Annotated in this window: 15 protein-coding genes and 1 pseudogene; 10 read left to right on the forward strand and 6 right to left on the reverse strand. The window is 47.0% G+C overall.

What is annotated here, in order from left to right; translation table 11 throughout:
- Positions 1–7 precede the first annotated feature (7 nt).
- Positions 8–706: a response regulator transcription factor gene (locus NST07_RS11075; protein WP_341091647.1), complete on the reverse strand. Its 699-nt coding sequence runs from the start codon at positions 704–706 to the stop codon at positions 8–10.
- Positions 707–897: 191 nt separating this feature from the next.
- On the opposite strand from NST07_RS11075, the gene NST07_RS11080 reads away from it, so the two are divergent.
- Positions 898–3,234, forward strand: coding sequence for a hypothetical protein (locus NST07_RS11080; protein ID WP_342481557.1), 2,337 nt, complete (start codon positions 898–900; stop codon positions 3,232–3,234).
- A gap of 392 nt (positions 3,235–3,626) precedes the next feature.
- On the opposite strand, the pseudogene NST07_RS11085 reads toward NST07_RS11080, so the two are convergent.
- Positions 3,627–3,879, reverse strand: a pseudogene (locus NST07_RS11085) (transcriptional regulator); the annotation flags it as partial.
- A gap of 277 nt (positions 3,880–4,156) precedes the next feature.
- Between NST07_RS11085 and NST07_RS11090 the strand changes: the two are divergent.
- On the forward strand, positions 4,157–5,188 hold the full coding sequence (locus NST07_RS11090; protein WP_342481558.1) for a phosphotransferase: 1,032 nt from the start codon (positions 4,157–4,159) through the stop codon (positions 5,186–5,188).
- A gap of 41 nt (positions 5,189–5,229) precedes the next feature.
- Here NST07_RS11090 and NST07_RS11095 read toward each other — a convergent pair whose 3' ends face one another.
- Entirely contained in the window at positions 5,230–5,628 is a 399-nt protein-coding gene (locus tag NST07_RS11095) for a hypothetical protein (protein WP_342481559.1), read from the reverse strand.
- A 110-nt stretch (positions 5,629–5,738) separates the two neighbouring features.
- On the reverse strand, positions 5,739–6,722 hold the full coding sequence (locus tag NST07_RS11100; RefSeq protein ID WP_341091653.1) for a glycosyltransferase family 8 protein: 984 nt from the start codon (positions 6,720–6,722) through the stop codon (positions 5,739–5,741).
- 214 nt (positions 6,723–6,936) lie between these two features.
- Here NST07_RS11100 and NST07_RS11105 point away from each other — a divergent pair, with 214 nt between their 5' ends.
- The 4 genes from NST07_RS11105 (at position 6,937) to NST07_RS11120 (ending at position 9,849) form a co-directional block, all read left to right on the forward strand.
- On the forward strand, positions 6,937–7,404 hold the full coding sequence (locus NST07_RS11105) for a DUF1801 domain-containing protein (RefSeq protein ID WP_341091654.1): 468 nt from the start codon (positions 6,937–6,939) through the stop codon (positions 7,402–7,404).
- A gap of 45 nt (positions 7,405–7,449) precedes the next feature.
- Positions 7,450–7,857: a DUF1801 domain-containing protein gene (locus NST07_RS11110; protein ID WP_342481560.1), complete on the forward strand. Its 408-nt coding sequence runs from the start codon at positions 7,450–7,452 to the stop codon at positions 7,855–7,857.
- A gap of 37 nt (positions 7,858–7,894) precedes the next feature.
- Positions 7,895–9,196, forward strand: coding sequence for a DUF1963 domain-containing protein (locus NST07_RS11115; RefSeq protein WP_342481561.1), 1,302 nt, complete (start codon positions 7,895–7,897; stop codon positions 9,194–9,196).
- 386 nt (positions 9,197–9,582) lie between these two features.
- Positions 9,583–9,849: a CD3324 family protein gene (locus tag NST07_RS11120; RefSeq protein ID WP_341091658.1), complete on the forward strand. Its 267-nt coding sequence runs from the start codon at positions 9,583–9,585 to the stop codon at positions 9,847–9,849.
- A gap of 66 nt (positions 9,850–9,915) precedes the next feature.
- Here the strand turns inward: NST07_RS11120 and NST07_RS11125 are convergent.
- Positions 9,916–11,474 (reverse strand): IS3 family transposase gene (locus NST07_RS11125; protein WP_342481277.1). Its coding sequence is split into 2 segments (ribosomal slippage): positions 9,916–10,841 and positions 10,841–11,474, totalling 1,560 coding nucleotides; the frame shifts between segments, so codons are not numbered across the junction.
- Positions 11,475–11,807: 333 nt separating this feature from the next.
- On the opposite strand from NST07_RS11125, the gene NST07_RS11130 reads away from it, so the two are divergent.
- From NST07_RS11130 to NST07_RS11145, 4 genes are all read left to right on the forward strand, one after another.
- Positions 11,808–12,203: a transposase gene (locus NST07_RS11130; protein WP_342481939.1), complete on the forward strand. Its 396-nt coding sequence runs from the start codon at positions 11,808–11,810 to the stop codon at positions 12,201–12,203.
- Positions 12,204–12,550: 347 nt separating this feature from the next.
- Positions 12,551–13,318 (forward strand): hypothetical protein, encoded by a 768-nt coding sequence (locus NST07_RS11135; RefSeq protein WP_342481562.1) that lies wholly within the window; start codon positions 12,551–12,553, stop codon positions 13,316–13,318.
- 307 nt (positions 13,319–13,625) lie between these two features.
- Positions 13,626–13,859, forward strand: coding sequence for a hypothetical protein (locus NST07_RS11140; protein WP_341097835.1), 234 nt, complete (start codon positions 13,626–13,628; stop codon positions 13,857–13,859).
- Positions 13,747–15,177 carry an IS1182 family transposase gene (locus NST07_RS11145; protein ID WP_342481940.1) on the forward strand — a complete coding sequence of 477 codons (1,431 nt, stop codon included), beginning with the start codon at positions 13,747–13,749 and terminating at the stop codon, positions 15,175–15,177. The genes NST07_RS11140 and NST07_RS11145 overlap by 113 nt, the downstream gene beginning before the upstream one ends.
- 170 nt (positions 15,178–15,347) lie before the next feature.
- Here NST07_RS11145 and NST07_RS11150 read toward each other — a convergent pair whose 3' ends face one another.
- The gene (locus NST07_RS11150; RefSeq protein WP_341378104.1) at positions 15,348–15,728 is read right to left on the reverse strand and encodes a RidA family protein; all 381 of its coding nucleotides are present in this window, start codon (positions 15,726–15,728) and stop codon (positions 15,348–15,350) included.
- Positions 15,729–15,801: the final 73 nt, after the last annotated feature.

Raw genomic sequence — 15,801 nt, forward strand, 5'->3', positions numbered from 1 at the left:
CTTTGATTTAATCCAGGTTGAATTTATAGCCGACTCCCCATACGGTTTTGAGATACTCAGGATTGGAGGGGTCCGCTTCAAGCTTCTCACGCAGCCGGCGGATGTACACGGTAATGGTGCTTTCATCTCCAAAGGAGGTGTAGCCCCAGATTTGATCGAGCAGCTGGCTCTTGGAAAACACCTGATTTTTATGCTCGGCCAAAAAGAACAGCAGCTCAAATTCCTTGGCAGACAACGGAATCTCCCGACCGCCTTGCGTTACCTTATAAGCTTTTTTGTCGATGGTCAGGGTACCGATAGAAATCAGTTCGTCCTGCGGCAACGGATTTCCGAGGCTCTCCATTCTGCGCAGGTGAGCCTGAATTCTTGCCACCAGCTCGCTGAGGGAAAAGGGCTTGGTCATATAATCATCCGCACCGAATCCCAGCCCCAGCACTTTATCGGTATCACTGCTGCGGGCGCTTAGAATGAGAATTGGCGTCCGGGTTTTATCGCGGATTTGTCTGCACAGCTCAATCCCGTTTGCATCAGGCAGCATGATATCCAGAATAATGAAATCGGGCTGTACTGCTTCCAGCAGCCGAAGACCGTCCACGCCATTGTCTGCAATATGTACGTCAAAACCCTGCAATGTAATATAATCCTTCAGAATACGGGAAATGTCCTGTTCATCTTCAATGATGAGAATCCGTTTGCGTTGCTGCATCGTTTACACTCCTACTTGTTTATTCTGCTTCCATTATATAGGGCATTCCGGAGATTCACTATAACTCCTTATGTTCTCTATGGTTTCGGGCTGAACATAGCTTTATTATCGGAAGTATCGTCTGATATAATAGGCTTAACTATACAAATTTAAAACATAGGGTTGCTTGCTGCAATTTGGAGGAATACATAATGATTGAGAGCACAAAACTTCACATCCCCCATGGCCGCAACTCCCTGGTCCCCCGGCCAAGTCTGATGAACAAGATCAATGAAGGAATGACTGCAAGGCTCACTGTTGTATCAGCACCCGCAGGTTACGGGAAGTCAACAGCGTTAAGTGAATGGGTCAAATACAGCGGATCGCGTGCCGCCTGGGTGTCCCTGGATAAGCAGGATAACGACTGGATCACGTTTTGGAGCTATGTGGCAGCTGCGGTCGAGGAGCAGATTCCTGGGTTTGGAGCCGGAATCCGGCCTTTGCTTAAGAAAGGTTCCTCAATATTCTTTGAGCCTGCACTGGACGTTATGCTGAATGAATTCAGAGAAACTGCTGCCGATCTGGTCATTATACTCGATGATTATCATTTCATCAGTCTCCCGGAAATACATGATTCGCTGGTTTATCTACTCCAGCATTTGCCGCCTCATATTCACTTTTTTATAGCTGGCCGTACCGACCTGGCCATACTGATCAGCAGTATAACGGAAGCAGTCACTGTACATAAAATTACTATGCAGGATTTGAGCTTCCAACTGGATGAAGGGATGATCTTCTTCCGGGAGACAACGGATTTAAGGTTGACGAAGGAACAGGTGACACAGCTCTACCACCAGACCGAAGGCTGGATCAGCGGACTGCAGCTGGCCGCAATTGCTCTAAAGAGCAGTGATAACATCCCCCGCTCCATTGATAGCATTAGAGGTCAGCATCAGGACATCTCCCGCTATTTGCTGGAGGAGATATTCTCTCATTTGCCTGAGCCCATACGTGTATTTCTATTGGAAACCTCGATCCTGAGCCGGATGAACCATTCCATCTGTGAAGTCGTAACCGGTCAGCCCGATTGCCAGGAGCAATTGGAGAGCCTGGAACAGCTGAATTTGTTCATTATCCCTTTGGACGATCAGAGAAACTGGTACCGGTATCATCATTTGCTGTCTGATTTCTTGCGGGAACAGTTGTCAGCTGAAGATTCGGCAAAAATAACAGAGGCCCATATCCATGTGGCGCATTGGTGGGAGCATTATGGATTTGAAGCGGAAGCGGTGGAGCATTACTTGGAGGGCAAGCAATATGAGGACGCTGTCCGGTTGATTGAAAAGAATATCCTTCACCTTTTGCAGTCCAGAAGTGTTGTGCTCAACCGATGGTTATCCGTCATTCCGGAGCATTATTATGCCGGGAAACCCATGGTGGAAGTCTTCTATATCTCTGTGCTGCTCGGAGTGGGGAAATGGGAAGCAGCATTTAAAAGAACTCAGCAGGCTGAGGGTTCATTCCAAACCCTGCAAGCCACTTTAAGCGAACAAGCATATCATCAGGCGATGGGCAATATCTACTTCATGAGTTCGGTCTCTGCCTATCTGCGCAAGGACTTGGTAACCATGTCGAAATACTTCGAAAAGATGGAGCAGCATATACCGGAGGGCAGCTTTTTTCAAACGATGGGGCGCAACAGATATCAGGGATACGATGCCTTCGATGATCATTTGGTCTATATTAACGATCTTCATTATGCAGAAGAGACATTGGTGAAGTGGATATCTGTCTGGGAGAGTAAGCGGGAATATCCTTTTGTGGGCTTCCTGTTTGTCTCCTATACCAAGCTGCTCTACGAGTGGAACCGCCTGGAGGAAGCTGCTGTTTCTGTTCATAAGGCGCTCAAGCGTGAGGATATCAAACCTTTTGCACGGATATTGATTCACCTTACCGTCAGCGCCGTGCGAATTCATAACGCCCAGGGTGATCCTGAAGGTGCTTCGGAGCTGCTCTCCGGTCTGGGCTCACAGATTGATTCCCCGGATCATTTGCAATTTATGAAAAGAGTTGAAGCGGAGCAAGCCTTCTTGGCACTGGAGCAGGGCCGGGTGGAAGAGGCCCGCGCGTGGCTGCAGAGCTGCGATGTAGCCTATACGGATGAGGTATCTCCGAACCTTGTAGCCGAGCATCTGATCTTGGCGAGAGTGCTTGCGGCTTGCGAACAATCAGATAACGCACTGCAGCTGTTGGAGCGGATGTATCAGTTATTATGCCAGGAGGACCGTCAGCGCGGCCAGATTCAGGTGCTGGTCCTGCAGAGTGTGCTACATCAGGGAATGGGACAAACGGAGACGGCCCTTGTTAAATTGGGAACCGCGTTGCACTTGGCACAGCCACAGGGGTATATCCGCAGCTTTATTGACGAAGGGGCTGCTATGAAAGAGCTGCTATCCTCTTATTTGAAGCTGGGGTGGGAGAGCAATTTGCGCAAGCGTGCCGAAGTTTCCACGGAGTATGTTGAGCGGCTGCTGCAGAGTTTTGAATAGAGGGTAACTCTCTGGCAATGCATCCAAAGAAACGGCAGAAATGCCGTTTCTTGAGTTGTTATAAACACCAGATGGCCAGTACTCAGTAAGTACTTACTAATAGGCTGCTGCGCGATTCCTTGGTGTGATTGATTGGGCGCTTGCGGCAGGGAAAACCGTACCGAAACGCATTCGAAAACTACCGGAAAAAGTACCGGAAAGCGCATAAGAAAAGTCCAGAGTATCCAACCCGAAAGAGTAACGGAAAACGCAGCGGAAAAGTACCGGAGTACGTAACCCAAAAACTACCTGAATACGTACCTAGCAGATCATCCCCGCAAGCTGCGGACTGTATAGCCTCTATTTATGCTGGGTAGCTCTTTTTAGCAGGTTCGCGGACCGTATAGCCTTTATTCGCCTCCAGTTACTCCTAAATAGGAGAGAGTTGAGCAAATCCAAATACCGATAGCCATTATTGAAATCCCGAACCTCCCACTCAGGAAACAGATGGTCAAAATTCCCGACTGCCGGGAACCAGACTCTCTTTAGAAATTCAACCGTTCCATGTCCCAAAGCTTTGGCCAGCAGCTCCCTCCGTCTAGGATTAATCTCATTCGTGATATTCTTTTCTAACCATTCCATGTACTGCTGCTCGAACCGCGCCATTGCTTTCCCTCCCTAATAATTGTTTCGAACAAAAAGAAAAGCCGCTTTCCCACCACTCATCCCGGATTAACATACGAGAGATGAATAGTGTAAAAGCGGCGTGTTCTTCACGACCTATAATTCTGATTATACGTGGAAGCTTCCCATTCAACAATTGAAAATAGATAACCCTCCACTTCAGAACCATTTTCCTCACACCAAAAATAACCAATTCTATGATAAATTAGAATGAGGCCGAAGGCCGGGCCAATTTGATTATGTGGAAGGATTATAGACTATGGAAACTTTGCATCAGCCATTCGATTTCAACAAGCTGTGTGCAGCTTACGATTTGGGGCAATTAACAACACAGCCGGAACAAATTTTCGGCGGGTTCCTTCATAAAATGTACCGCTTAACTACGGACCGAGCTGAATATGCTGTTAAAGTGCTGAATCCGCAAATTATGAAGCGGAGCACAGCGATGGAGAACTATGTTTTTGCGGAAAAGGTGGCAACTCTGGCCCGTGAGCAAGGAATAAACGCTCTTCCGGCTCTCGTATCGAAGGGGAACTTTATGCATGAAGTAGAGGGTCAATATGTGCTGCTGTTTCCTTGGGTGGACGGAAAGCCGCTATCCTCCGGGACCATTGATATGGATGCCTGTGAGAAAATTTCCGGAATTCTCGCAGGCATACATCGCATAGATTTCTCTCAACTTACAGATGAGGCTAATTCAGCCAAGGAAGATTTTATACCGTCAACCGTGGATTGGCAGAGTTACGCCCTCAAGGGAGAGCAAGTTCACTTGGAATGGTCGTCCATGCTGACAGAATACTTGAGTAAACTGCAACTATGGGAGCAGCAGGCGAACGCAGCAGGGGCTGCTTTGATGAATAACAAGGTGATCAGCCACAGAGATTTAGATCCGAAAAATGTGTTGTGGGATAACAATCATGTTCCGGTTATCATTGACTGGGAAGCAGCCGGGGCGGTTAACCCCATGCAGGAGCTGATCGAAGTAGCTTTGTATTGGTCGGGCTCTAAGCCGGGGAATGTTAACAAAGACGTTTTCCGTACAATGATAAACACATACCGCAAGCATGGAGGCAAGATCGGCGATAACTGGCATGACGTGCTGAATTGCGGATTTCAAGGGAAGCTCGACTGGCTCAGCTATAGCATCAAACGATCGCTAGGAGAGGAAAGCACAGACGCTGCGGAACAAGAGCTGGGAACGAGTCAAGTCATACCGACAATACAAGCTATGGCGGATTATGCTGATTTTATACCGGTCTGCATTAAATGGCTGGAGGAAATGGAGAGTTGATCCTGCCTTTCGGTAAGATAGGTGAATTTGTTGACCGGTGCTTACCTGTAAATGGCCACTGTTAACACGGACAAGAAGGCGATCCCGGCTAAAGGGGTCATGATCCATTTTTCTTTTGGACTCTTGGAGAAAAGGTTGGCGAACGTATTCAGGCCCAAATAAACAGCAATGATCCAGATAAAAATAGATGTGAAATGAAAGCTGAATCCTGAGGCAAGGACTCCGGCGTGTTGCAGTGAAACTGCTGAAAAGAACAAGAGAATGAAAACCGACAGCAGACTGAACAAACGCAGCTTTCCAGGCAATTTGCCTTTATTTCTCCCGCCCATTGTGATTTCACCCCAGGGCATACCGAACGTCAGCAGCAATTGGATCAAAGCAATGATCATGAACAAGAGAGTGCTAAGTTTTGCCGCTGCCTGTATGTAAGAATCCTCCATCGTGTTAGCTCCTTTTTACTTTCTTTACAGTTCTCCATATTTTACGCCCAGTTAGTTTATATAGTCCAAAAGCAAGCAAACAGCCATATCAAATGGCTGTTTGCTCCAAGCTAATGTCTAGTATAACGGCTTTTTCTTTTGGCTTTGAGAAGATTCGCTCTACGGCTTCTGAGCTGTCTAATGATGCTTAGTTCGGTTAAGGAGAGGCGGAGAGTCTTCGACCGTTTCACTTTCAAGTGAAGTCTTCTGCTTTTTTTGTAACGAAGTTTAAGGTGGGTGACTTTCCGCTTTCTCCGTTTCAAATACGTTCTGAATTTTCTCCACGGCGTCAGGCTGAGGTATTTATGATGCAGACCTGCCCCCGGAGAGTTTTGATCCCAGAACTTTTCCGCTCCGGTAAAATGGATAATTTTATTATGGAAGTCATGATTGGGTATAGACTGGTTGAAGAAATTGAAGCGCCGATCCAACTGAAGGTAATTCCCCCCGAAAACTGCATTCAATGCATCCTGATCAGGCATCGTGGAATCCGGGAAACTGCGCAAAAAGTGCAGTGTTTCTTCGTACCATTCCTGGTGGCAGCGGATAGTATTCAGGGCAAACAGAACCACTCCGGAATTGAAATAACGCTCGGGAACCAAACCTTTGGAATTGATAACATGTGCAACTTCCATAATGCCCTGATCCCAAACTGCGCCTAAATAATACTGTCCCAGATCAATTCGCCACAGCTCTTCAAGGTCCATATTGACCAGCACATCGCAGTCCAGATAGATGATTTTTTCAACCGGGATAAGTGCGGGAAGAAGCAAGCGGTACATACATGCCTGTGTCCATACATTAATCGAGCCTACATTTTCCATTACCTGAAGCATGTTTTCAGGAAGAGTAATGGGATAGAAGGTAATGGTGTGTTTATATCGGCTTGTTAGTCTCATGAGCTTTGACTTGTTCTCTTCCGTTAAAGTCTGATCATGCAAAATATGAACATTAACACGGGAAGCGGTATTGTGGAAAACCGAGGCTAAAACAACTCCGGCATGCTCGGCATAGTGTCCATCCTGATCCTGAAAAGCTAACGCAAGTTCGATCATACGCTAATTCCTTTCTCAACTTTATTGTGTGAATGTACCATAGTATACGTTTGCCATGGATACATGGATCAGGCGATATGCCTACTCCATTCACCCATTTTCAAACGGTCTGCTGGATGGAAGGAAGCAGGCGACGTTGACGTAAACTTGTCTAGTTTCCGGATTCAATTTAATATTGAGATAAATTAAAGTGTTTTCTTCGAGGAGGGTCAGCATGAAATACGAGTCGGAAAGTCCGGAAGACTACATCAGCCAACTGCCGGAAGATCGTCAGGAAGCCATTAAGCAGCTACGGAGCACAATCAAGGGGAATCTTCCAAGCGGCTTCGAGGAAACGATGTCCTATGGCATGATTACTTATGTTGTTCCACATCACTTGTATGCGCCGGGTTATCACGTGAATGCTGAACAGCCTCTTCCGTTTATAAGCATAGCCTCACAAAAGAATTTTATCGCACTGTATCATATGGGACTGTATATGCACCCTGAGCTACTGGTGTGGTTCCGCGGGGAGTATCCGAAGCATGTCCAGACAAAGCTTGATATGGGCAAATCATGTATCCGGTTCAAAAAAACAAACAACATTCCATACGGGCTTATTGCCGAACTGAGCCGCAAGATTGCGGTGCAGGAGTACATTGAAATCTACGAGCGGGAAACAGAAAAGATCAGAAAAAAATAATTTATGCTGCGGATTCCCCGTTGGCAGCTAAAGGAGAGAAACGTTATGGACAACAAAATTACTTATGAATCTGTGGATGATTATATTTCAAGATCTGCTCCTGAAGTTCAGGAGATCCTCCAAACGTTGAGAAAGGTCATTCAAGAATCGGCCCCTGAGGCGAAAGAAAAGATAAGTTATCAGATGCCTACTTTCGAGCTGCATGGCAATCTGGTCCATTTTGCGGCATTTAAGAAACATATTGGATTGTATCCGGCACCGAGCGGGATTGAAGCCTTCAAAGAGGAGCTGGCGGAATACAAGGGAGCCAAAGGTTCCGTTCAATTCCCTTTAGATAAGCCGATGCCCTATGATTTGATCAGACGGATCGTTGAATTTAGAGTGGCTGAGAATCTTCAACATGCAGAGGACAAAGCGAAAAAGAAGAAGAAAGAGCAGAAGCAGGAGAAATAATTCAGGGTGAACCTGTAAGTGAGTGAGGTGGAATATAGTGACGGAACGGATTCCCTGCCAAAGCGAAGACTGTGCGGCAACCATTTTACCGGCTACTGCCCACAAAACGGGCGGATTCTGCATGCCGTGTTATCAGGAACAGGAACGCCGCAAACGCCAGGCGTATATTGAACAGCACCGCAGGGATGTGGATCTATATAAAGGAATCACTGATCCGGTGGAAGTGCTTAAGATTATGCATGCAAAACGAGCCTACGACCCTTTGATCCGCTATCTGCCCTATCCCTTAAACCGCGAGCAGGTGTATTCTTCCTTGTCGGGTGAGGATGCGGAGAGGATGAAGGTATATGCATTAGAGCTGCTCATTGCCGGTGACGAGGAGACCAGCGTGGATATTCTTTTGTCGCTGCTCTGTTACAACAACGTGCGGCTTACGGACTGTATCCCTGAGCTCATCGGCCATGAGCTGTATTACCCGGGGATTCTGTATAAAGATGCTTCAGCGGAGGTCCGGGATCAGCTGCTGGAACAGGTGGAACAGGATAGTGAGAACCGCAATCATCTGCTGCTGGCCTTAGCCTGGATAGGAGACGGACGGATTGTTCAGCAGTTTCAGCAGTGGCGGCAGCATCCGCCCCAGTGGGCGAAAGAGCTTTTTGTTTCACCTGATCAATACTCACTTGAAGCCGGCTGGAAGCTTACAGAAGCCGGAGTGCGGCGGGATTTGTTTTCTCACACCGTATTTGCAATTGAACGGGCAGCGGAACCGCTGGATGCTGAACTTGCTGCAAAAGAAGCGGCGCGGTTTCTGGGAGCGGCCCCGGAGGAATGCCCGTGGTGCGGCGGCGGGTTAATGCGGCTGATGGAGCTGCGGAAGAATCACCCGTCGATTCGTGATTTGGCTCTGGAAGATGAGTGGCTTAAGGTGGATACATGCCTGTCCTGCGGCAGTTACAGTGTGATTTATATGGAAACTGGAGTTCAAGGAGAACCCCGCTGGAGCCTATACAATCAAGCTCCGCAACCATTGCCGGAGCTTAATCTAGCCGACGATAATGACGAGTATTTAGCCGCTGCACCACGCCTGCATCTCGCTGCCCAACCGCGGAATGCCTATCATGCCGTGGAGTGGACACTGGAACCCGCAGCCTCGCAGGTTGGCGGACACCCGACCTGGATTCAGGATGCAGAATATCCGGCCTGTCCCTGCTGCTCTGAAAATATGATATTTATAGCCCAGTTGGATTGGTCACAGCTTGGCCCTTACGGAGAGGGCATCTATTATATGTTTATTTGTCCGAAAGATAAGATTACAGCTACCGTATATCAGCAATCCTAGTATATTAACGTCACTGGAGAAGGACCCTTATTCTCTGGAGCTGAACATCTTCGGATGTGGGGGTGATTTTTGTATTCCTTCAGAGCTCCCGGAAGGTTTAATTTTAGTGATTGCCTTGTTTGAATTTATATTTTACAGTAAGATTTGTGAATACCATGATTTGTAACTCTGCTTGGTGACATAAGGCGCTGATTAGGGGGTGTAAACCTTGTACCAGATTATTGATTTCGTACTCAACAAGCTCCATGCAAAGCCTGCGGAATAAACAAGGCGAAGCTTGGCATGGAGCGAAGGAATAATTTCGCCTGTAGTAACTTAAAAGTTGTGTTTATTAAAGCAGGCTTTGCCCTTAGAATATCTATTCTATTTTAAGGAGCGAGCCAATTATGGATTATATAAGAGCGACAGATGTGTTCCCGGATCGACTACTCCAGGAGATCCAGCGGTATATTCAGGGGGAATTGATCTATATTCCAACCCGTTCAACCGAGCGGAGAAAATGGGGCGAGAATTCTGGTGCGGCAAACTATTATATTGCCCGTAATGAAAAGATCCGCCAGAGTTTCCGCGAGGGTGTGACCATCGATCAATTGTCAGACCAGTTCGGATTGTCGGTAGAGAGTATTAAGAAAATCGTATATTCGAAGAGATAACATTGGGGGCTGTCCCAAAAGTGAACTGCACCCCGTCAAGTAGACAGCGTAAATAATAAAAGATCCTTAAGCGGCCTTAGTCCTGAATTCATTGGGACTGAGGCCGTTTAGTTTTGCCTGTAACCGTTCGTAATTGTAAAAATGTATGTAATTATCAATGTCTTGTTGGAGCTCTTCAAAGGTTTGGTAGGTATGCAAGTAGTACTTCTCACATTTGAGTGTCCCCCAGAAGGATTCCATGGGTCCGTTATCAATACAGCAGCCCACCCGGGACATGCTCTGCGTTAGTTCTGCCTCGTCCAGCATCTGCTTAAAGTGCAGAGAGGTATACTGGAAACCACGGTCGCTATGAAGTAAGGGGTGGGTCTCTGGTGCTGCCTGCAAAGCCAACTCCAGCGTCTTAAAAACCAGCGAATTATTATTAGAATGACCCAGAACGTAAGCAACAATGGACTTGTCATGTAGATCTTTTATTGCACTTAAATACGCCTTCCGCCCGTTACCATATTTAAATTCCGTTACATCGGTTACCCACTTTTGGTTTGGCATTTCCGCCTCGAATTTACGGTTCAGTACGTTCTCTGCAACCTGCTGAGGCGCAGAGCCTACGTACTTCTTCCTCTTTCTGCGGATGACGGACTGGATGCCTTGGAGCCTCATGAGACGGTACACTCGCTTCGCGTTAATGACTCTACCCATTTGTCTGCGCAAATGCAGGGTCAATTGACGATACCCAAAGATTCGTTCCACCTTCTCATACAGGAGAAGCATGGCCTGTGTAAGTTTCACGTTGTCGGTCTCCCGGGAACTGGGTTCACGATTCAACCATTTGTAGTAGCTTGACCGTGAGATCCCTGCGATGTTACACAAAAGCTGAATAGAGCAAGACTCCTCTTGCTGAACGGCCTGAATAGCCAGGTAGATGTTCTCCTGACGAACGTGACTTAGCGTCTCCTCCTTTCGAGTTCCTCTAACTTTTTTAGAAAAGCATTCTCTGCACGCAGCCGCGCATTCTCATATTCCAGCTTTTGCATCGCGAGTTTGTGGCGATCTGCTTCTGTGAGCTCTTCAGGTGCTTTGGTACGTCCTCTGCCGTCTCGTAATGCCTCTTCGCCGCCTATTTCGTACTTCTTCACCCAGCTATATATTTGTTGGTAAGAAACCTGGAAATGGTTTGCTGCCTTTGTGTAGTCTTGTCCATTCGACAGGCAGTACAGCACGATATCCATCCGTTCCTGCCAAGTGGTTACGCGTCCTTTGGTCATAGCTCTAGTTCCTCCTGAATTAGCTGTTAAGCTGCTGCTATGACCATTATACTTCTTAATCCAGTTGGCGAGTTGGGTTCGACTTGCGATCTTATACTTGTCGATGATTTGATATTGCGACAATGCCCCCTCCATATAATCTTTAACGGCCTGGCGCTTAATTTCCACAGTATATTTTCGGTTGCAGGACCGGACTTCCAGCCCCTCAAAACCGTACAATTGATAACGTCGTCGCCACTTCACTAGAGATGTTTTAGATAATCCGTACTTTCGAGCTGCAGCCTTGAGCCCGATCTGGCCGCATTCAACCTCTTGGAGAATCGTTAATTTTTCAAATGCTGTAAACTTCTTTTGTTCCATAAAAATACTCCCCATACAGTAACAGGTTTTTATTATTTCACCTGTCTACTATATGGGGAGCATATCAAAAGTGATGTAATGGCTGCTTGGGATAGCCCCTTGTTTTTAAGTAGGATCAACGTGAGCACTTGGGTGGTCGCTCCGCGAACGGACCGTTGTTCCAATCGCTGTGGTCTCCAGATTTTTTACATTCCCCTTAGCGGTGAAAATCCGGAGACCAAGACGACCGCTGCCGCTTTTCCACAATCGTTCCGTCCTCTCCGCTGCTTTTAAAGGAAAAAGTTTCTGTAATCCTTCTAAATTCACAAAAAAGAAATCGCCGCCGGACAAACGCTGCATTTCCGCAAAAAAAGCAAGGAAACGTTAGAGAGTGGATATGAAATCCGAAAACGTCATTACCGTAGCCAGAGCTGCGAGGGCTGCCCACTGAAGGAACGATGTACGAAAGCCGAAGGAAATCGAGAAGTGGTCGTCAGTTTGGAACGACTGCGGTACCAGAGTCAGGCTCGGGAGATTCTACGGAGTGAAGAAGGTTACGCCTTGGCCGCGCGCCGGATGACGGAACCGGAAAGTGTATTTGGCCAACTGAAGAACAACCGGGGATTCCGGCGCTTCCTACTTCGTGGGACGGAGAAAGTGAAACTCGAGGTCGGTTGGCTTTCCCTTGCCCATAATCTATTAAAGCAAGCAGCCAATGACCAAAAACGCAAAGCAGCGATTCTCCAGTAACGGGAGAATCGCTGCTTTGCTCAATTTTTGTGGTTTTAAGAATGAAGAAAGCTATCACAGTCAAAGAAATCTACTTTTGGGACAGCCCCTTCTACATTTCTCCCATTGCCTCCGCTTCGCCCGCTGGTCATTAGGGATGTCCAGGAATAGCCTCCGTCCGCTGTGCTCCAGGGATATTCTTATGTTCAAAAGATTACACAAATGTGCAAACGATTGACGTTACGGGTTTTCCATAAAAACTAATCATATCCATTTTATCAAAAATTAACATAAAATATATTTACTATTGGTATATTATATGGTATATTTATCCTGAATTTCATACCAAAAAAAGGAGATGTCGTAAAATGTTTAAGAAGATGAACAAGAGTTTATCGATTTTGGTTTTGGCAGCTGTTTTTGTGCTAACGTTTGCACAATCTGTCTTTGCCAGTGACCAGCCTGTTCAACTGACTTCAGCCAATCTATATATTTACAAGTTTGGATACGTTGGATTCAGCGGCAATATCGAAGTAAGCAACCTGGGCAACCCAAAAACTGTAACTATTCACTATACTCCTGGAGACGGTCAGTGGTATGATACGAACGCCTCCAATCAAGGCCCAACGGACTCCACGCATGAAAAATGGGCTTTTGCTGTTTCCACCGATAACATTAACAATAAAAATCCGCAGCTCGCAAATGCCGAAACGATTCAATTTGCAATTAAGTATGAAGTCAATGGACAAACGTATTGGGACAATAACAACGGACAAAACTATTCCGTCAGCCGTTCTAATCAAAGTTCAACCATTCTTGGTAAACCGAACGTTTTTCGCGCTTCCGATGATTTATATGAGAACACCTTCTCGGGAAGTGTATATGTCAAAAATTTAGCGGTCAGCAAAGAGGTTAAGATCAAATATACAACCGATAACTGGAATACAACTAAGGAAGGATACGCCAGCTACTCCATGCCGGCGAACTCCGATGGCAGCGTAGAAAACTGGCATTTCAGCTTTAATAATATTGACCCAAGTGTTACGCAAATTCAGTACGCTATCTCCTACACCGCAAATGGACAAACGTATTGGGATAATAATTACGGGAACAACTACACAGTAAACCGCTATTAATACAGAAATATATCCGTGAACTTAATGCTCTTCCCCTTATTTTGGAGTAGGATCAACGTGAGCCCTTGGGTGGACGCTCCGCGAACGGACCGTTGTTCCAATCGCTGTTGTCCCCAGATTTTATTTATTCTCCTTAGCGGTAAAAATCCGGGGACAAAGGCGACCGCTACCGCTTTTCCACAATCGTTCCGTCCTCTCCGCTGTTTAAGCGGAAAAAGTTTCTTCAAATCTTTCTAAAATCACAAAAAGAAACCGTCCTTTGGTAAAATGGAGTTACCACACAACCATTTCAAAGGAGAGGTTTCTTTTGTACATTCAATATACCATGGACCAACTTTGCTTGCCAATGGATCTGGAAGAAGATATTCCAGAAAGTCACCTTGTTCGTGTCGTGAATGCCGCCGTCAATCGACTGGACGACGCCATTTTTGACGCTGCCTATCCCGGCGGCGGCCGCGACAGCTATCACCCAAAGATGCTTACTAAAGTCATTATTTACGCCTATACTCAGCGAATCTATTTCGTTTCGTCAAATCGCTAAGGCCGTGCGAGAGAACCTTCCTTTCATGTGGCTGGCCGGACGGCAACGCCCCAACTTTCGCACGCTGAATCGCTTCCGTTCCCAGCGAATGAGGAATGTCCTTGAAACGGTATTTACAGCCGTGCTTCAGTTTCTGGCTGACGAAAAATACGTGTCTCTGGAGCATTACTTTGTGGATGGTACCAAGATCGAGGCCAATGCCAATCGCTACACCTTTGTTTGGGGGAAAGCCGTTAGTACCAAACTGCAAGAAAAGGTACATACATTGTTTGCCGACATTGAGGCTGCGGAGGAACAAGAAGAACAGGAACACCGCGGCCAGGACCTGAGCGAACTTGGCGAGTCCGCTGAGATCAGCAGTGAGAAACTCGAACAAATGACTCAGGCGCTAGAGTCGCAACTGCTGGAGAAGCCCAAGAACAAACCACTGAAAAAAGCGGTTCGGATGTTGCGTAAGGATTTGCTTCCCCGACTGCTGAAGTACGAACAATATCAAAAGCTGCTTGGTGACCGGAACAGTTTCAGCAAGACAGATCCAGATGCAACGTTTATGCGGATGAAAGAAGACCACATGCGAAATGGCCAACTGAAACCGGGATACAATGTGCAAATCGGGACCGAAAACCAATTTATTTTAGCCTACAGTTTACATCAAACACCGACCGACACCCGCTGTTTAGAGCCGCATATGGAAAAAACGCAGCAGATCCTCGGACAATTGCCAAAGACAGTCATTGCGGATGCAGGCTACGGCAGTGAAGAAAACTACGCCTATCTGGAAAAGAAAGAGATTCAGGCGGTGGTGAAGTACGGCAGCTACCATAAGGAAAAGAGTAAAGCCTGGAAAGCAAACGTTGGTAAAATCGAGAACTGGACATACAACACAGCCGAGGATCACTGGACGTGCCCAGCCGGGAACATGCTGCATTTCCACAGGGGAAGCAAGGAGACCTTAGAGGGCGGCTATGAAATTCATAGACGTCATTACCGAAGCAGCTCCTGTGAAGGTCGCCCCCTAAAGGAGCGTTGCACGAAAGCGGCAGGAAATCGGGAGGTGGTCGTCAGCCTGGAACGGCTGCGATACCAGAACCAAGCGCGGGAACGGTTGCGGAGTGAAGAGGGCTATGCCTTAGCGGTACGCCGAATGACGGAGCCGGAAAGTGTATTTGGGCAACTGAAGAACAACCGGGGGTTCCGGCGATTTCTGCTTCGCGGCATGGAGAAAGTGACGCTAGAAGTCGGTTGGCTTTCGCTCGCCCATAATCTATTGAAGCAAGCTGCAATGGACCAAAAACAGAAAGCAGCGATTCTCCAATAACGGGAGGATCGCTGCTTTTTTAACATTTGAAGCTTTTGAGAAATTTGAGAATCTGACTCGTCAGTAGAATATCTACTTTTGGGACAGCCCCTTTTAACTTTATGAAGAGCCGCGAGCATCGTAGTTTTGCGACATCGTAAGGCGCTGGATTTCAAGGTATGATGATGGAGTTAGTCAGTGTGTGCGACCGCACTGATTTCGATCCGTTGCTCAGGGTACGCTAGGAAGGTCACACCGATGAGACTGCCGGCTGGCCGGTGATCTCCCATGTATTCCTTGAACAGTTTGAGGCATGTCTCAAAGTCTTGCGCGTTTGTCAGATAAACCTCCACATAATCGAGGTTCGACCTCGTGACACCAAATCCCGCCAGCACGCGATCAAGATTCTCCAGCGTCTGCCGGGTCTGTACCTCGATATCGCCCTCGCCCACAAACGCGCCCTCCGTATCGTGCGAAAATTGTCCCGAAATGTAGATGGTGCCGTTTACGCTGTATCCCTGCGTGATGCCGTGATCCCAAAGATCGTGATTGTAGGTTTTGACATTAGCCATTTTTTTCTCTCCTTTACTTCAAAGTAAGGTCAGTATAAAGTGAACGTAAATAAAAATATAGTACGCACTTTTT

Source organism: Paenibacillus sp. FSL L8-0340, assembly GCF_038593145.1.
Lineage (GTDB): Bacteria > Bacillota > Bacilli > Paenibacillales > Paenibacillaceae > Paenibacillus_AQ.